This window comes from Mycobacterium sp. (genome assembly GCF_046091765.1).
Taxonomy (GTDB): Bacteria; Actinomycetota; Actinomycetes; order Mycobacteriales; family Mycobacteriaceae; genus Mycobacterium.
The window spans coordinates 1-16,744 of sequence record NZ_JBJTCF010000127.1 but is presented as its reverse complement, the minus strand read 5'-3'; the positions used below and the strand labels follow the sequence as shown (position 1 = coordinate 16,744).

18 protein-coding genes are annotated in these 16,744 nt (G+C 70.9%); 17 read left to right on the top strand and 1 reads right to left on the bottom strand.

Annotated features, from left to right (window positions below):
- Positions 1–87: 87 nt before the first annotated feature.
- The 17 genes from ACKOB8_RS14595 to der all read left to right on the top strand — a co-directional run bounded on the left by ACKOB8_RS14595 (position 88) and on the right by der (position 16,497).
- Positions 88–780 carry a hypothetical protein gene (locus ACKOB8_RS14595; protein ID WP_526378480.1) on the top strand — a complete coding sequence of 231 codons (693 nt, stop codon included), beginning with the start codon at positions 88–90 and terminating at the stop codon, positions 778–780.
- A 1-nt stretch (position 781) separates the two neighbouring features.
- Complete coding sequence (locus tag ACKOB8_RS14590; RefSeq protein ID WP_526378478.1) at positions 782–1,807, top strand: HAD-IIA family hydrolase; 1,026 nt, start codon at positions 782–784, stop codon at positions 1,805–1,807.
- A gap of 10 nt (positions 1,808–1,817) precedes the next feature.
- The gene (locus ACKOB8_RS14585) at positions 1,818–2,018 is read left to right on the top strand and encodes a hypothetical protein (protein ID WP_526378476.1); all 201 of its coding nucleotides are present in this window, start codon (positions 1,818–1,820) and stop codon (positions 2,016–2,018) included.
- 7 nt (positions 2,019–2,025) lie between these two features.
- The gene (locus ACKOB8_RS14580) at positions 2,026–2,853 is read left to right on the top strand and encodes a TlyA family RNA methyltransferase (RefSeq protein ID WP_526378474.1); all 828 of its coding nucleotides are present in this window, start codon (positions 2,026–2,028) and stop codon (positions 2,851–2,853) included.
- A complete protein-coding gene (locus ACKOB8_RS14575) occupies positions 2,850–3,764 on the top strand; it encodes an NAD kinase (RefSeq protein WP_526378472.1) in 915 nt (304 codons plus the stop codon). Before ACKOB8_RS14580 ends, ACKOB8_RS14575 begins: the two co-directional genes overlap by 4 nt.
- A 3-nt stretch (positions 3,765–3,767) precedes the next feature.
- The gene (recN, locus tag ACKOB8_RS14570) at positions 3,768–5,513 is read left to right on the top strand and encodes a DNA repair protein RecN (RefSeq protein WP_526378470.1); all 1,746 of its coding nucleotides are present in this window, start codon (positions 3,768–3,770) and stop codon (positions 5,511–5,513) included.
- A gap of 92 nt (positions 5,514–5,605) precedes the next feature.
- Positions 5,606–6,790 carry a putative cytokinetic ring protein SteA gene (gene steA / locus ACKOB8_RS14565; protein ID WP_526378468.1) on the top strand — a complete coding sequence of 395 codons (1,185 nt, stop codon included), beginning with the start codon at positions 5,606–5,608 and terminating at the stop codon, positions 6,788–6,790.
- A 1-nt stretch (position 6,791) separates the two neighbouring features.
- Positions 6,792–7,733 (top strand): copper transporter, encoded by a 942-nt coding sequence (locus ACKOB8_RS14560; RefSeq protein WP_526378466.1) that lies wholly within the window; start codon positions 6,792–6,794, stop codon positions 7,731–7,733.
- Between the two features lie 117 nt (positions 7,734–7,850).
- The gene (gene pyrG / locus ACKOB8_RS14555) at positions 7,851–9,602 is read left to right on the top strand and encodes a CTP synthase (protein WP_526378482.1); all 1,752 of its coding nucleotides are present in this window, start codon (positions 7,851–7,853) and stop codon (positions 9,600–9,602) included.
- Entirely contained in the window at positions 9,595–10,218 is a 624-nt protein-coding gene (locus ACKOB8_RS14550) for an NUDIX domain-containing protein (RefSeq protein WP_526378464.1), read from the top strand. Before pyrG ends, ACKOB8_RS14550 begins: the two co-directional genes overlap by 8 nt.
- Positions 10,215–11,165, top strand: a complete 951-nt coding sequence (gene xerD, locus ACKOB8_RS14545) for a site-specific tyrosine recombinase XerD (RefSeq protein ID WP_526378462.1) — start codon at positions 10,215–10,217, stop codon at positions 11,163–11,165. Before ACKOB8_RS14550 ends, xerD begins: the two co-directional genes overlap by 4 nt.
- Positions 11,166–11,265: 100 nt before the next feature.
- A complete protein-coding gene (locus tag ACKOB8_RS14540) occupies positions 11,266–12,123 on the top strand; it encodes a ParA family protein (protein ID WP_526378460.1) in 858 nt (285 codons plus the stop codon).
- Positions 12,120–12,947 (top strand): segregation/condensation protein A, encoded by an 828-nt coding sequence (locus tag ACKOB8_RS14535; RefSeq protein WP_526378458.1) that lies wholly within the window; start codon positions 12,120–12,122, stop codon positions 12,945–12,947. Before ACKOB8_RS14540 ends, ACKOB8_RS14535 begins: the two co-directional genes overlap by 4 nt.
- Entirely contained in the window at positions 12,944–13,627 is a 684-nt protein-coding gene (gene scpB / locus ACKOB8_RS14530; protein WP_526378456.1) for an SMC-Scp complex subunit ScpB, read from the top strand. Before ACKOB8_RS14535 ends, scpB begins: the two co-directional genes overlap by 4 nt.
- Positions 13,620–14,399 (top strand): pseudouridine synthase, encoded by a 780-nt coding sequence (locus tag ACKOB8_RS14525; protein WP_526378454.1) that lies wholly within the window; start codon positions 13,620–13,622, stop codon positions 14,397–14,399. The genes scpB and ACKOB8_RS14525 overlap by 8 nt, the downstream gene beginning before the upstream one ends.
- Positions 14,396–15,082: a (d)CMP kinase gene (cmk, locus tag ACKOB8_RS14520; RefSeq protein ID WP_526378452.1), complete on the top strand. Its 687-nt coding sequence runs from the start codon at positions 14,396–14,398 to the stop codon at positions 15,080–15,082. The genes ACKOB8_RS14525 and cmk overlap by 4 nt, the downstream gene beginning before the upstream one ends.
- Positions 15,079–16,497, top strand: coding sequence for a ribosome biogenesis GTPase Der (der, locus tag ACKOB8_RS14515; RefSeq protein WP_526378450.1), 1,419 nt, complete (start codon positions 15,079–15,081; stop codon positions 16,495–16,497). The genes cmk and der overlap by 4 nt, the downstream gene beginning before the upstream one ends.
- A 10-nt stretch (positions 16,498–16,507) precedes the next feature.
- Here the strand turns inward: der and ACKOB8_RS14510 are convergent.
- On the bottom strand, positions 16,508–16,744 hold a 237-nt coding region (locus ACKOB8_RS14510; protein ID WP_526378448.1), incomplete at its 5' end, for an HNH endonuclease signature motif containing protein.

Sequence of the window (16,744 nt, the reverse complement as noted above, 5' to 3'; positions counted from 1 at the left end):
TGGCTGGTGCTGCGGCGCGGCAAGCGCAACGTCGCCGGCGTCGAACGCCCGCGCCCCCGGGCCTGACCGCGCCTATCCTGTTAGCCGATGGTCGACGACGCCGCCCCGCCGGGCCCTGCCGGGCACCCCACTATTCCGCCGACGATCGAGGCCAAGCGACTCGCCCCGGAGATCCGGGCGGAACTGTCCACCCTCGACCGCGCGACCGCCGACACCGTGGCCCGCCATCTGGTGGCCGCCGGCGATCTGCTCGACGAGGATCCCGAGGCCGCCCTGGCCCACGCCCGGGCCGCCCGTCACCGGTCGGGGCGCATCGCGGCGATCCGGGAGGCGGTGGCCGTCGCCGCCTACCGCTGCGGTGACTGGGCGCAGGCGCTGTCGGAGTTCCGGGCCGCCCGGCGGATGGGCTCCAAATCCGAACTGCTGCCGCTGATCGCGGACTGCGAACGCGGTGTCGGACGCCCGGAGCGGGCCATCGAGCTGGCCCGCAGTCCCGAAGCGGCCAGGCTCACCGGCGACGACGCCGACGAGATGCGGATCGTGGCCGCCGGCGCACGCGCGGATCTGGGCAACTTCGAGCAGGCGCTTGCGGTGCTGTCCAGTCCGCCGCCGGACCCGTCGGCTACCGGATCCACCGCCGCGCGGTTGTGCTACGCCTACGCCGAGGTGCTCCTGGCGCTGGGCCGCACCGACGAGGCGCTGCAGTGGTTCGTCCGTGCCGCCGCCGCCGACCTCGACGGCGTCACCGACGCCGAGGAACGCCTCAGTGAGTTGGCGTGACATGAAAACCCTTGCAGCGCTGCATGACTGTCTGCTCCTGGATCTCGACGGCACGGTGTTCCGCGGGCATTCGCCCACCCCCGGGGCGGTGCAGACCTTGGAGAACGTGGAGGGCCGCGCGCTCTTCGTCACCAACAACGCATCCCGGTCGGCCGACGAGGTCGCCGCTCACCTGTGCGCGCTCGGCTTCACCGCGACCGGTGCCGATGTGGTGACCAGCGCGCAGAGCGCCGCGCGGATGCTGGCCGAGCGGCTTCTCGCCGGCGCGAGGGTGCTCGTCGTGGGGACCGACGCGCTGGCCGCCGAAGTCACCGCGGTCGGGCTGCGGCCGGTGCGGGCGTTCGACGAGCGGCCGGCGGCAGTCGTGCAGGGCTTGTCGATGACGATCTGCTGGTCGGACTTGGCCGAGGCGACGCTGGCCATCCGGGCGGGTGCGCTGTGGGTGACCGCGAACCTCGACGTCACCCTGCCCACCGAGCGCGGGCTGCTGCCCGGCAACGGAGCGATGGTGGCCGCCCTGCGTGCGGCCACCGGTGCCGAGCCGCTCGTGGCCGGCAAACCGGGTCCGGCGCTGATGCAGGATGCGCTGGCCCGGGGTGGCTTCCGGACACCGCTGGTGGTGGGGGACCGGCTGGACACCGACATCGCCGGGGCGATCGCCGCCGGGTTACCCAGCCTGATGGTGCTCACCGGGGTCGGCACCGCGGCCGAGGTCCTGCGCGCCGGTGCCGCCCGGCGGCCCACCTATCTGTCCGCCGACCTACGGGCGTTGCTCGACGACCCGGCGCACTCGGTGATCGGCCCGCACCCGGCGTGGCGGACCGCCATCGGTCCCGACGCGGTGGTCCTCACCTCGACCGGGCAGGATCCTGGAGTAGATCCCGGAGCAGACGGACTCTCGGCGATCCGGGCGCTCGCCCGGGCGGTGTGGGATTCCGGCCGGCCCGATCTGACGGTGCGGGCCGGGGACGAAACGGCCCGCGCCGCGCTGCAACGCTGGTCGGTGCCCGACGGCCCGATCGGCTAGCGTGATCGCTGTGAACGATCCGCACCAGATCCGCGCCCAGGTCGACGCCGTCCTGGCCGACCTGCCGGACTTCAATCTCCGGGATCTCCAGGATCCCCAGGATCCCGAGGCGCCCCCGCAGCCCGCGGTGGACATCGACGCGGTCGCGACCCGGCTCGAGGAAGCGCATCAGATCCTGGTGGATGCGCTGGAATCGGTCGAGAAGGGCTGAGCGGCGCATGACGCGGCGTGCCCGGGTCGACGCCGAACTGGTCCGTCGCGGCCTGGCGCGCTCGCGACAGCAGGCGGCCGAGCTGATCGGCGCCGGGCGGGTCACCATCGACGGCATGCCCGCCGCCAAGCCGGCCACCGCGGTGGCGGTCGGCGCTGCGCTCGCGGTCAAGGACGACCAGGGCGCCGCTGCGCGGACGTGGGTGTCACGCGGTGCGCACAAACTCCTCGGCGCGCTGGAGGCCTTCGGCATCGACCCGTGCGGGCGTCGGTGTCTGGACGCCGGAGCCTCGACCGGTGGGTTCACCCAGGTGCTGCTGGACCGCGGGGCCGCGGAGGTCGTGGCGGTGGACGTGGGCTACGGGCAGCTGGCCTGGCCGCTGCGCTCGGACCCTCGGGTCCGGGTCGTCGAGCGCACCAACGTGCGCGAGCTGACACCGGAGACCCTCGGCGGACCGGTCGATCTCGTCGTGGCGGATCTGTCGTTCATCTCGCTGGCCACCGTGCTGCCGGCGCTGACCCGGTGTTGCTCGCCGCAGGGCGACATCGTCCCGATGGTCAAGCCGCAGTTCGAGGTCGGCAGGCAGCAGGTCGGCCGCGGGGGCGTCGTGACCGATCCGGCGCTCCGGTGTGCCGCGGTGCTCGCCGTCGCCCGGCGCGGAGCTGAACTGGGTTGGTACACCGTCGGTGTCACCGCCAGCGTGCTGCCCGGCCCGTCGGGCAACGTCGAGTACTTCCTGTGGTTGCGCGCCCAGCCGGACCTTCCCGACGAGGCTCTTGTCGGGGAGGCGCTGGAGGCCGCGGTGCGCCGGGCTGTCGAGGAGGGGCCGCAGTGAGGACGGTGCTCCTGGTCGTGCACCCCGGGCGCGGGGAGGCCAACGAGACCGCGCGCAGGGTGGCAAAAGGCCTGGGCGGCAGCGGGATCGGGCTGCGCCTGCTGTCCAGCGAGGCCACCGACCGCGGTCGGCTGCATCTGGACCCGGATGATCTGCGGGCCACCGGTGCCACCGTCGAGGTGGTGGAGGGCGACGAGCGCGCCGCGCAGGGTTGCGAACTGGTACTGGTGCTGGGCGGCGACGGGACGTTCCTGCGCGCCGCGGAACTGGCCCGCAACGCCGAGATTCCGGTTCTCGGAATCAATCTCGGCCGCATCGGCTTTTTGGCCGAGGCCGAGGCGGAAGCGATCGACGGCATCCTCGAGCACGTCGTCGCCCGCGACTACCGGGTCGAGCACCGGATGGCCCTCGACATCGCGGTCAGTGCGGGGGGAGAGGTGCTGTCGCGGGGCTGGGCGCTCAACGAGGCGAGCCTGGAGAAGGGTGTGCACCAGGGCGTGCTCGGTGTCGTGGTCTCCATCGACGGCCGGCCGGTGTCGGCGTTCGGCTGCGACGGGGTGCTGGTGTCCAGCCCGACCGGCTCCACGGCGTACGCGTTCTCCGCGGGCGGGCCGGTGGTGTGGCCCGACCTGGAGGCGATCATCGTGGTGCCCAACAATGCGCACGCGCTGTTCGCCCGGCCGATGGTCACCAGTCCGGACGCGGTGATCACCATCGACGTCGAAGCCGACAATCCCGAGGCCGTGGTGCTCTGCGACGGCCGCCGCGAAGCGGTGGTGCCCCCGGGCGGGCGGCTGGAGGTGACCAAATGCCGCACCCCGCTCAAATGGGTGCGATTGGACAGCGCGCCGTTCACCGACCGGCTGGTGCGCAAATTCCAGCTGCCGGTGACCAGTTGGCGCGAGCCCTGACCGATGCTGGACGAGATCCGGATCGAGGCGCTGGGAGCGATCGGGGCCGCCACCGCCGAGTTCGACCGCGGCCTGACCGTGCTGACCGGCGAGACGGGCACCGGCAAGACGATGGTCGTCACCGGTCTGCACCTGCTGGGCGGTGCCCGCGCCGACGCCACCCGGGTGCGCTCGGGTGCTGAGCGCGCCGTGGTGGAGGGCCGGTTCAGCACCGCCGACCTCGATCCGGCCTGCGCCGCGCGGATCGACGAGATCCTCGACTCCTCGGGTGCCGAGCGTGACGACGACGGCAGCATCATCGCGCTGCGCTCGGTCAGCCGCGAGGGTCCCTCGCGGGCCTATCTCGGCGGGCGCAGCGTCCCGGCGAAGTCGCTGAGCGCTTTCACCGCCGGGCTGCTCACCCTGCACGGGCAGAACGATCAGCTGCGGCTCATGCGCCCCGACGAGCAACGTGCGGCGCTGGACCGCTACGCCGGGGTCGGGCCGCTGCTGGAGCGCTACCGCAAGTGTCGCGACGAGTGGCTGGTGGCCCGCCAAGACCTCGCCGACCGCACCGGGCGGACCCGCGAACTGGCGCAGGAGGCCGACCGGCTGACGTTCGCGCTGTCGGAGATCGACGCGGTCGATCCCACGCCCGGGGAGGAGGGGGCGCTGGTCGACGAGATCCGCCGGCTCTCCGAACTCGACGCCGTGCGCGAGGCCGTGCGCGCGGCGCACGACGCGCTCAACGGTGCCGATGTCGAGACCCCCGAGCGCGAATCGTCCTCGGCCACCGAGTCTCTCGCCCGCGCCGGTGCCCTGCTGGAGTCCACCGCCGATCCGCTGTTGCGCGGCCTGGCCGCCCAGCTGGCCGAGGCGCTGGCCCTGGCCGCCGAGACCGCCCGCGAGCTCGGCGACTTCCTCGGTGAGTTGCCCCCCGACGCCAGCGCGCTGGACACCAAACTGCAGCGTCAGGCCCAGCTGCGCGGTCTGACCCGTAAATACGCCGCCGACACCGAGGGAGTGCTGCGGTGGGCCGCGGAGGCGCGACGCCGGCTGGCCGAACTCGACGTGTCCGAGGAGGCGCTCGGCGGGCTGTCGCGCCGCGTGGATGCGCTCGCCGAACAGGCGGCGGCGGCGGCCGCGGAACTGTCGGCCGCCCGGGCCGCGGCGGCGGACGGCCTCGCCGGTGCGGTGACGGCCGAGCTGTCCGGGCTGGCGATGGACGACGCCGAGTTCACCGCCACGGTGAGCGCCGTGGCGGCCCGCGACGGCGACTCCGCCCCGCTGCCGATGCCGTCGGGCGCCTGCGTGCACGCCGGCTCGGAGGGGGTCGACCTGGTCGAGTTCGGCTTCGCCGCCCGTCGCGACACCGAGGTGCTGCCGCTGCACAAGAGCGCCTCCGGCGGCGAGTTGTCCCGGGTGATGCTGGCCCTCGAGGTGGTGCTGGCGGCTTCGGCGGCGGGCACGACCATGGTGTTCGACGAGGTGGATGCCGGCGTGGGTGGCCGGGCCGCGGTCCGGATCGGGCAGCGGCTGGCCCGGCTGGCACGCAGCCACCAGGTGATCGTGGTGACCCACCTGCCCCAGGTCGCGGCATACGCCGACACCCATCTGGTGGTCGAAGGCGGTGGCGCCGCGGGCGAGGTGCGCCGACTCGACGACGCCGGGCGGGTGGCCGAACTGGCCCGCATGCTGGCCGGACTGGGGGAATCCGACAGCGCCCGGGCGCACGCCCGTGAACTGCTGGAGGCCGCACGGGCCGGCTGAGCTGTTGCTGATGTTACAAATAGGGGCTTCTGAGGCTGCTGTTACGGCGCGCCTCCCCGGCTGGGGGGTGCCGCATGGACAAAATCGGCCCTATGAAGATGTCAGCGCTGCTCTCGCGTAATGCCAGTGCCCGACCGGGCGTCACCGGGACCGCCCGGGTGGACCGCGACATCGACCGGCTGCTGCGCCGCATCGGCCAGGGCGACATCGTCGTCCTCGACGTCCTCGACCTCGACCGGGTCACCGCCGACGCGCTCGTCGACGCCGGGATCGCCGGGGTGGTCAACGCCTCGCCGTCGATCTCCGGGCGCTATCCCAACCTCGGGCCCGAGGTGCTGGTCGCCAACCACATCACCCTCATCGACAACGCCGGCGCGGAGGTCTTCAAGAAGATCAAAGACGGCGCCAAGATCCGCCTTCACGACGGTGCGGTGTACTCCGGTGACCGCCGGCTGGTGGACGGTGTGGAGCGCACCGACGAGGAGATCGCCGACCTCATGCACGACGCCAAGGCCGGCCTGGTGGCACACCTCGAGGCCTTCGCCGGCAACACCATCGAGTTCATCCGCAGTGAGAGCCCGCTGCTGATCGACGGAATCGGCATCCCCAACATCGACGTCGACGTCTACCGCCGCCACGTCGTGGTGGTCGCCGACGGTCCCGGTGCCGAGAACGACCTCAAGGGACTCAAGCCGTTCATCAAGGAGTACCAGCCGGTGCTGGTGGGCGTTGGCGGCGGAGCGGACATCCTGCGCGCCAGCGGATACCGGCCGCAACTGATCGTCGGCAATCCCGACACGATGAGTGTCGACGTGCTCAAGGCCGGAGCCCAGGTGGTGCTTCCCGCCGACGCCGACGGTCACGCCGATGGACTGGAGCGCATCCAGGATCTCGGCATCGGCGCGATGACCTTCCCGGCCGCCGGCTCGGCTGCCGACCTGGCGCTGCTGCTGGTCGATCACCACGGTGCCGCGCTGATCGTCACGGCCGGGCAGTCCGCGAGCATCGAGGAGTTCTTCGACCGCTCCCGCCAGCAGAGCAATCCCTCGACATTCCTGACCCGACTGAAGGTCGGCGAGAAGCTCGTCGACGCCAAAGCCGTTGCGACGCTGTACCGCAGCCACATCTCGGCAACCGCCATCGCGCTGCTTCTGCTGGCGGTTCTGCTGGCGGTCATCGCCGTGCTGTGGGTGTCGCGCGCCGATGCGGTCGTCATCGACTGGATCAGCGAGTACTGGAGCCGGGCGTGGCTCTGGGTGCAAAGCTGGCTGACCTAGCGTGATCAGCCTTCGCCATCACGTCATCTCGCTGGCAGCGGTCTTCCTCGCGCTGGCGATCGGCATGATCCTCGGCTCCGGCTTGTTCTCCGACACGATGGTCACCGGCCTGCGCGGGGACAAGGGCGATCTGCAGGGCGAGGTGCGAACGCTGCAGGATCAGAAGACCGCGCTGCAGGACAAGCTCACCGCGGCAGACCAGTTCGACGCCCAGATGTCCGGCCGGATCGTGCGCGACGCGCTGGCCGGCAAGTCGGTGGTCCTGTTCCGGACTCCCGATGCCGCCGACGAAGACGTCGAGGCGACGACACGGCTGATCGACCGGGCCGGCGGCCGGGTCTCCGGCACGATCGCCCTGACCGAGGAGTTCGTCGCCGGCGACTCCGCGGACAAGCTCAGCTCCGTGGTGAACTCGCCGATCCTGCCCGCGGGAGCGCAACTGGGCGCCGCCACCGACCCCGGCACGCAGGCCGGCGACCTGATCGGCATCGCCCTGCTCGCCGACCGCGCTCCGGCGGCCGTCCCGGTCGACGACGACGCGCGCGCCACGGTGCTGACCGCGCTGCGCGATACCGGCTTTGTGGCCTACGACCCCGGCGGCCAGCTCGGCCCGGCCGACACGGCCGTGATCATCACCGGCGGCGCGCTGCCCGCCGACGCCGGAAACCGCGGGCTGACGGTGGCCCGGTTCGCCGCCGGGCTGGCCCCGCACGGCGCGGGCACCGTGCTGGCCGGCCGGGACGGCTCGGCGACCGGGATCTCGGCGGTCGCGGTGGCCAGGTCCGAGCCCGCCACCGCCGAGGCGGTCACGACGGTCGACGACATCGGAGCCGAATCCGGCCGGATCACCGCCGTGCTGGCCCTGCAGGCCATGATCGCCGGGGTTCCGCCGGGCCGGTACGGCGTCGGCGCGGGTGCGGTGTCGGTCACCGTTCCGCAGTAGCCCCGCGCGCTGGCGTGTCAGCGCCGGTCTGTCGGGCGCGGTGTTAGGGTGAACTCCCGTGGATCGGCAGGTCCGATCGGACCTGCGCTGTCGTCACGGAGGTGGCCTTTGCCCGGATTGCGCAAGCACCCGCAGACGGTCACCAAGCATCTCTTCGTGACCGGCGGGGTGGTCTCCTCGCTCGGCAAGGGCCTGACCGCGAGCAGCCTCGGACAACTGCTCACCGCCCGCGGGCTGCAGGTGACCATGCAGAAGCTCGACCCCTATCTCAATGTCGACCCCGGCACCATGAACCCGTTCCAGCACGGGGAGGTGTTCGTCACCGAGGATGGCGCCGAGACCGACCTCGACGTCGGGCACTACGAGCGCTTCCTGGACCGCAATCTGTCGGCGCAGGCGAATGTGACGACCGGCCAGGTGTATTCGACGGTGATCGCCAAGGAACGTCGCGGCGAGTACCTGGGTGACACCGTCCAGGTCATCCCGCACATCACCGACGAGATCAAGAGCCGCATCCTGGCGATGGCCCAACCCGACGCGAACGGGGTGCGCCCCGATGTCGTGATCACCGAAGTCGGCGGCACGGTCGGTGACATCGAGTCGCAGCCGTTTCTGGAGGCGGCCCGGCAGGTCCGCCACGAGGTCGGCCGGGAGAACTGCTTCTTCCTGCACGTGTCGCTGATTCCCTACCTGGCCCCCTCGGGCGAGCTGAAGACCAAGCCGACCCAGCACTCGGTGGCCGCGCTGCGCAGTATCGGCATCACCCCCGACGCGCTCATCCTGCGCTGCGATCGTGACGTGCCCGAGCCGCTGAAGGAGAAAATCGCGCTGATGTGCGACGTCGACATCGACGGCGTGATCTCCACCCCGGACGCGCCCTCGATCTACGACATCCCCAAGGTGCTGCACCGCGAGGAACTCGACGCCTACGTCGTGCGCCGGCTGAACCTGCCGTTCCGCGACGTCGACTGGACCACCTGGGACGACCTGCTGCGCCGGGTGCACGACCCGCAGGAGACCGTGCGCATCGCCCTGGTCGGAAAATACGTCGACCTCTCCGACGCCTACCTCTCGGTGGCCGAGGCGCTGCGGGCCGGCGGGTTCGCCCACCGCGCGAAGGTCGAGATGCGCTGGGTGGCTTCTGACGACTGCGAGACCGACGCCGGGGCCGCGGCGGCGCTCAACGATGTGCACGGCGTGCTGATTCCCGGCGGGTTCGGGATCCGCGGGATCGAGGGCAAGATCGGCGCCGTCCGCTTCGCCCGCCACCGTGGCCTGCCCGTGCTGGGTCTGTGTCTGGGACTGCAGTGCATCGTGATCGAGGCGGCACGCTCGGTCGGGCTGAGCGAGGCCAACTCGGCCGAGTTCGACCCCGCCACGCCCGATCCGGTGATCTCCACCATGGCCGACCAGCTCGACGCCGTGGCCGGTGCGGCGGATCTGGGCGGAACGATGCGGCTGGGTGCCTACCCGGCCGTGCTGGAGCCGGGATCGATCGTGGCCGAGGCGTACGGGTCCACCGAGGTCTCCGAGCGCCACCGGCACCGCTACGAGGTGAACAACGCCTACCGCGACCGGGTGGCCGAGAGCGGGCTGCGGTTCAGCGGGACCTCACCGGACGGGCATCTCGTCGAGTTCGTCGAGTACCCCCGCGAGGTGCATCCGTTCCTGGTCGGCACCCAGGCCCACCCGGAGCTCAAGAGCAGACCCACGCGCCCGCATCCGTTGTTCGTCGCGTTCGTCGGCGCGGCGATCGACTACAAAGCGGCGGAGCGGCTGCCGGTGGAGATTCCCGAACAACACGCCAACGGCAAGGAGATTTCCGAAGACGACTCGGTTCGTCAGCTCTCGGAACACGCCCGTGGCTGATCACGATTTCCGGACCGTCTCCTCCGAAACCGTCTTCCGCGGCAAGATCCTCGCGCTGCGCACCGACGAGGTCGCGATGCCGGGAGGACACACCGCCCGACGCGAAGTGGTCGAGCACTACGGCGCGGTGGCGGTCGCCGCCGTCGACGACGACGATCGGCTCGCCCTGGTCTTCCAGTACCGGCATGCCCTCGGTCACCGCTTGTGGGAACTGCCCGCCGGCCTGCTCGACGCGCCGGGCGAGGACCCCACCGAGACGGCCGCCCGCGAGTTGCGGGAGGAGACCGGACTGGTGGCCCAGACGTGGCGGGTGCTGCTCGACGTCGCGCTCTCGCCCGGGTTCTGCGACGAGTCGGTACGGGTCTACCTCGCCCGCGGACTACGGCAGGCCGGGCGTCCGCCGGCCAGCAACGAGGAGGCCGACCTCACGGTGCACTGGGTGGATCTGGCCGCCGCCGCCGACATGGTGCTGGCCGGCGAGATCGTCAACGCCACCGCGGCGGCCGGCGTGCTGGCCGCGCACGCGGTTGTCGTCGGCGCCAAGCCCACCCGGCCCGTCGGCGCGCCCTGGCCGGACCGGCCCCGTGCGCTGCTCGCGCGGCAGGTGCGGCCATGACCGTCGGCGCCGAGTTCGCCGTGCTGGGCTCACAGCTGCAGGGGTACCTCGACCATCTGGCCATCGAGCGCGGGGTGGCCGCCAACACGATCAGCTCCTACCGGCGCGATCTGCGCCGCTACGCCGAACACCTGGCCCTGCGCGGGATCGACGACCTGCGCTCGGTGTCCGAGAGCGACGTCAGCGAGTTCCTGATGGCGCTTCGCCGCGGTGACCCCGAGGCCGGGACGACCGGGCTCTCGGCGGTGTCGGCCGCGCGGGCGCTGATCGCGGTGCGCGGGCTGCACCGGTTCGCCGCGGCCGAGGGCATCATCGACCTCGACGTCGCCCGCGCGGTCAGACCGCCGACCCCCAGCCGCCGGCTGCCCAAGAGCCTGTCGCTCGACGAGGTGCTGGCCCTGCTGGACGGGGCGGGTGGGGACTCGCCGGCTGACGGTCCGCTGACCCTGCGCAACCGGGCGCTGCTCGAACTGCTCTACTCCACCGGCGCCCGCATCTCCGAGGCGGTCGGCCTCGACCTCGACGACGTGGACACCGAGGCGCGTTCGGTGCTCCTGCGCGGCAAGGGCGGCAAGCAGCGCCTGGTGCCGGTCGGCCGTCCGGCGATCACGGCCCTGGCGGCCTACCTGGTCCGGGGCAGGCCGGATCTGGTGCGGCGGGGCCGCGGCGGGCCGGCGATCTTCCTCAACGCCCGGGGCGGCCGGCTGTCCCGGCAAAGCGCCTGGCAGGTGCTGCAGGACGCCGCCGAGAAAGCGGGCATCGCGGCGGCGGTGTCGCCGCACACACTGCGGCATTCGTTCGCCACCCACCTGCTCGACGGCGGCGCGGACGTGCGGGTGGTCCAGGAGATGCTGGGGCACGCGTCGGTAACGACCACCCAGATCTACACGCTGGTCACCGTCAACGCGCTGCGCGAGGTGTGGGCGGGCGCGCACCCGCGGGCATGATCGGGCGGGTCGGACCCTCGCTGGCGGGGGAGGTGGATACACTTTCGCCGATGTCCGCCACGCCACGATCGAATCGGTGGGCCCGCCGGGGGGGAGTGGGGTGACCGAAGATCACGAATCAGCCGTCGGGCTGACCGGCCGCCCGGCCCGCCATATCCCCGAACCCAAGCCGCTCACCAAGCACGGACCGGCCGTGGTGATCTCGATGTGCAACCAGAAGGGCGGCGTCGGCAAGACCACCTCCACGATCAATCTGGGCGCAGCGCTGGCCGAGTACGGCCGCCGGGTCCTGCTGGTCGACCTCGATCCGCAGGGCGCGCTGTCGGCCGGACTGGGGGTACCGCACTACGAACTGACCAACACCGTGCACAACCTGATGATCGAACCGCGAGTGGGCATCGATGACGTGCTGATCCACACCTCGGTCACGGGTCTGGACCTCGTACCCAGCAACATCGACCTGTCGGCCGCCGAGATCCAGTTGGTCAACGAGGTCGGCCGTGAGCAGACCCTGGCCCGCGCGCTGCGCCCGGTGCTGGACCGCTACGACTACGTGCTGATCGACTGCCAGCCGTCGCTGGGGCTGCTCACCGTCAATGCGCTGGCGTGTTCCGACGGCGTGATCATCCCGACCGAATGCGAGTTCTTCTCCCTGCGCGGGCTCGCACTGCTCACCGACACCGTCGACAAGGTTCGCGAGCGGCTCAACGCGCGCCTGGCGATCAGCGGGATCGTGGTCACCCGCTTCGATTCGCGCACCGTCAACGCCCGCGAGGTGATGAGCCGGGTGCTGGAACGGTTCGGCGACCTGGTCTTCGACACCGTCATCGCGCGCACCGTCAGGTTCCCCGAGACCAGCGTGGCCGGCGAACCCATCACCTCCTGGGCCCCGAAATCCACCGGCGCGCAGGCCTACCGAGCGTTGGCCCGCGAGGTCATCGACCGCTTCGGCAAGTGACCACCGAAACGGCCGAAGCGGCACCGGAACGAGGGTTCCGGGTACGGCTGAACAATTTCGAGGGGCCCTTCGACCTCCTGCTGCAGTTGATCGTCGCCCACCGCCTCGATGTGACCGAGGTGGCGTTGCACGCGGTGACCGACGAGTTCATCGCCTATACCCGGCTGATCGGCCCGGACCTCGAACTCGACGAGACGACTGCGTTCCTGGTGATCGCGGCGACCCTGCTCGATCTCAAGGCGGCCCGGCTGCTGCCGGCCGGGGAGGTGCACGACGAGGACGACCTGGCGTTGTTGGAGGTGCGCGACCTGTTGTTCGCGCGCCTGCTGCAGTACCGGGCCTTCAAGCACGTCGCCGAGATGTTCGCGGAGTTGGAGGCGGCTGCGCTGCGCAGCTACCCGCGCGCGGTGGCGCTGGAGGAACGCTTCTCCGACCTGCTGCCGGAGGTGATGATCGGCGTCGACGCCATGCGGTTCGCCGAGATCGCCGCGGCTGCGTTCACCCCCCGCCCGGTGCCGGTGGTTGCCACCGAGCATCTGCACGCGCCGCGGGTGTCGGTGCAGGAGCAGGCCGAACGCGTGATGGACGTCCTCGAGCAGCACGGCGTCGGGCAGTGGGTGTCCTTCTCCGAACTGGTGGCGGGCTGCCGGGAGCCGATCCAGATCGTCGGCCGTTTTCTGGCCCTGCTGGAGCTGTTCCGGGCCAGGACGGTGGCTTTCGAGCAGTCCGAGCCGCTGGGTTCGCTGCAGGTGGCGTGGACCGGGGACCGGCTGCTCAACACCGATCTGGTGCGCACCGAATGGGAAGAGCAGGTCGAGGGATGACGCACGTGGATGTGCCGGGTGACTCCGACGACCTCGATGCCGAGCTTGACGACGCCGCGCTCGGCAGGGTGCTCGAGGCGCTGCTGCTGGTGGTCGACACACCGGTGAGCGTGGAGACGCTGGCCTCGGTCACCGAGCAGCCGGTGTACCGGGTCAGCGCGCAGTTGGCGCGACTGGCCGCCGAGTTCTCGGAGCGGGACAGCGGGATCGATCTGCGCGAAACCGGTGGGGGATGGCGGATGTACACCCGTGCCCGGTACGCCCCCTACGTCGAGCGGTTACTGCTCGACGGAGCGCGCTCCAAGCTGACCCGGGCGGCACTGGAGACGCTGGCGGTGGTGGCCTATCGGCAGCCGGTGACGCGAGCGCGGGTCAGCGCGGTGCGCGGGGTCAACGTGGATGCGGTGATCCGCACCCTGCTCGCCCGGGGATTGATCACCGAAGCCGGTACCGACTCCGACACCGGGGCCACCACCTTCGCGACTACGGAGTTGTTCCTTGAGCGCCTCGGGCTGGCGTCGCTGGCGGAGCTGCCCGACATCGCGCCACTGCTTCCCGACATCGACGTGATTGACGACCTGAGCGAGACGCTCGACATCGAACCGCGGCTGGCCAAACTCACCGGGATCCCCGCCGAGAAGCCGGTCAATTTCGATGTCGACGCCGACGCCGATGGCTGAGGACGATGGCGCGGACGATAGCGCGGACGATGGCGTGGAAGATGGCGTCCGGCTGCAGAAGGTGCTGTCCCAGGCCGGAATTGCGTCGCGGCGCAACGCCGAGCGCATGATTCGGGAGGGGCGTGTCGAAGTCGACGGCCGTGTGGTCACCGAGTTGGGGACCAGAGTGGACCCGGGCGCGGCCGAGATCCGGGTCGACGGATCCAGAATCGTCATCGACGAGTCGATGGTCTATCTGGCGATCAACAAGCCGCGAGGCATGCACTCGACGATGGCGGACGACCGCGGTCGTCCGTGTGTGGGGGATCTCGTCGAGCACCGGGTGCGAGGTTCCGCGAGGCTTTTCCACGTCGGTCGGCTCGACGCCGACACCGAGGGTCTGTTGCTGCTCACCAACGACGGCGAGTTGGCGCACCGGTTGATGCACCCCTCCTTCGAGGTGCCCAAGACTTATCTGGCGACCGTCGACGGTTCGGTTCCGCGCGGGCTGGGCAAGATGTTGCGCGCCGGTATCGAACTCGAGGACGGTCCGGCCAGGGTGGATCATTTCGCGGTGGTCGATACGGTGCCCGGCCGGACGCTGGTGCGCGTGACGCTGCACGAGGGCCGCAACCGGATCGTCCGCCGGCTGCTCGCGGCAGCCGGGTTTCCGGTGCGGGAACTGGTGCGCACCGACGTCGGGCCGGTCTCACTGGGCGAGCAGCGACCCGGCAGCATCCGGGCGCTGACCCGCAAGGAGGTCGGGCAGCTGTACCAGGCGGTGGGACTGTGAAACCGGTCGTCATCGCCGTCGACGGACCGGCGGGCACCGGCAAGTCCTCGGTGTCCAAGGGGCTGGCGCGGGCGCTGGGGGCCCGCTACCTGGACACTGGTGCGATGTACCGGATCGTCACCCTTGCGCTGCTGCGAGCCGGAGTCGATGTGGACGATCCGGCGGCGGTCGCCCAAGCCGCCGACGTACCGCTGACCGTCGGTCACGATCCCGACGTCGAGCAGGCCGCCCTGGCCGGCGAGGACGTGTCGGTTGAGATCCGCGGCGACGACGTGACCCGCGCGGTGTCCGCGGTGTCGGCAGTGCCCGAGGTGCGGGAGCGGCTGGTTCGTGTTCAGCGCGAACTGGCCGCCGGGCCCGGAAGCGTGGTGGTCGAGGGGCGCGATATCGGCACGGTGGTGCTCCCGGACGCCGACGTGAAGGTCTTCTTGACCGCGTCGGCTGAGACCCGGGCCAAGCGCCGCAACGAACAGAACAAGGCGGCCGGTCTTGCCGATGACTTCGACACGGTGCTGGCCGATGTTCAGCGCCGCGATCACCTGGACTCCACTCGGGAGGCCTCGCCCCTGCGTCCCGCCGCCGATGCGGTGATCCTCGATACCGGCGACATGACGGAGGCCGAGGTGGTCGCGCGGCTGTGCGAACTTGTGCAGCGGTGCGCGGGTATGCCGGGTACACCGTGAATCAGGACGAGACCCAGGACGGGACCTGGTCGGATGAGGCCGAGTGGGAACTCGCCGACGAGCAGGACTGGGCGGATGCCGCGGAGGTGGGCGGCACGCCGCCGGTCGTCGCCGTCGTCGGGCGTCCCAATGTCGGCAAGTCCACACTGGTCAACCGGATCCTGGGCCGGCGGGAGGCCGTCGTCCAGGATCTGCCCGGGGTGACCCGGGACCGGGTGTCCTATGACGCTTCGTGGACCGGGCGGCGATTCGTCGTGCAGGACACCGGCGGTTGGGAGCCCAACGCCAGGGGCCTGCAGCAACTGGTCGCCGACCAGGCCGCGGAGGCGATGCGGACCGCCGATGCCGTCATCCTTGTGGTCGACGCTGTCGTCGGTGCGACCGCCGGCGACGAGCAGGCTGCCCGCATCCTGCGGCGATCCGGCAAGCCGGTTTTCCTGGCGGCCAACAAGGTCGACAGCGAGAGGGGCGAGTCCGATGCCGCCGCGCTGTGGTCGCTGGGCTTGGGAGAGCCGCGCCCGATCAGCGCGATCCACGGCCGCGGTGTCGCCGATCTGCTTGACGACGTGGTCGCCGCCCTGCCGGAGGTGTCCGAAACCGCGCAGCACCGAGGCGGGCCGCGGCGGGTCGCGCTGGTGGGTAAACCCAACGTCGGCAAGAGCTCGCTGCTGAATCGACTCGCCGGCGCCGAGCGGTCGGTGGTCCACGACGTCGCCGGAACGACGGTCGATCCGGTGGATTCGCTGATCGAACTCGACGGCACAATCTGGCGTTTCGTGGACACCGCCGGGTTGCGGCGGCGGGTGGGACAGGCAAGTGGACATGAGTTCTACGCCTCGGTGCGCACCCACAGTGCGATCGAGTCCGCCGAAGTGGTGGTCGTCCTGATCGATGCCTCAGAACCGCTCAGCGAACAGGACCAGCGGGTGCTGTCGATGGTGATCGAGGCGGGTCGCGCTCTGGTTTTGGCCTTCAACAAGTGGGATCTGGTGGACGAAGATCGCCGGTATGTCCTTGAGCGCGAGATCGACCGTGAACTTGCCCAGCTGCGGTGGGCGCCGCGGGTGAATATTTCGGCCAAGACGGGCCGCGCCGTGCAGAAGCTGGTGCCGGCGATGGAAGCGTCCCTGGCGTCGTGGGACACCCGTATCTCTACCGGTCAACTGAACACCTGGCTGAAAGAAGTTGTCGCGGCGACACCGCCTCCGGTGCGGGGCGGGCGGCAGCCCCGGATCCTGTTCGCCACCCAGGCGACGGCGCGGCCACCGACCTTCGTGCTGTTCACCTCCGGCTTCCTGGAGGCCGGGTATCGGAGATTCCTGGAACGCCGGCTGCGGGAAACCTTCGGGTTCGAAGGTTCACCGATCCGGATCAACGTCCGGGTGCGTGAGAAGCGCAAGCCCAAATCACGCTGAGCGGTCGGCATCAGTTGTCCTGCTCGAACGGGAACTTCTCGAGGTGGTGGAAGGTGTTGATTCCGCCGCGCAGGGGCAGGTGGGGTGGGGGTATCCATTCGACGCTGCCGTTGTGGTGTCGTCGGATGGTCCATCCGCCGGTGGTGAGCAGGTCGTGGTGGGGTTTGCAGGCGAGGATGAGCACGGTGATGTTGGTCTGTCCGCCTGCTGCCCAGGCTTGGACGTGGTGGACCTCGGTGAGGTAGCC

What these genes read in the sequence shown, in the direction of transcription:
- ACKOB8_RS14595 (WP_526378480.1), top strand. Translation starts at nt 88, where the DNA reads ATGGTCGACGACGCCGCCCCGCCGGGCCCTGCCGGGCACCCCACTATT.
- scpB (WP_526378456.1), top strand. Translation starts at nt 12,944, where the DNA reads ATGACGCACGTGGATGTGCCGGGTGACTCCGACGACCTCGATGCCGAG.
- ACKOB8_RS14580 (WP_526378474.1), top strand. Translation starts at nt 2,026, where the DNA reads ATGACGCGGCGTGCCCGGGTCGACGCCGAACTGGTCCGTCGCGGCCTG.
- recN (WP_526378470.1), top strand. Translation starts at nt 3,768, where the DNA reads ATGCTGGACGAGATCCGGATCGAGGCGCTGGGAGCGATCGGGGCCGCC.
- ACKOB8_RS14590 (WP_526378478.1), top strand. Translation starts at nt 782, where the DNA reads ATGAAAACCCTTGCAGCGCTGCATGACTGTCTGCTCCTGGATCTCGAC.
- steA (WP_526378468.1), top strand. Translation starts at nt 5,606, where the DNA reads ATGAAGATGTCAGCGCTGCTCTCGCGTAATGCCAGTGCCCGACCGGGC.
- ACKOB8_RS14525 (WP_526378454.1), top strand. Translation starts at nt 13,620, where the DNA reads ATGGCTGAGGACGATGGCGCGGACGATAGCGCGGACGATGGCGTGGAA.
- xerD (WP_526378462.1), top strand. Translation starts at nt 10,215, where the DNA reads ATGACCGTCGGCGCCGAGTTCGCCGTGCTGGGCTCACAGCTGCAGGGG.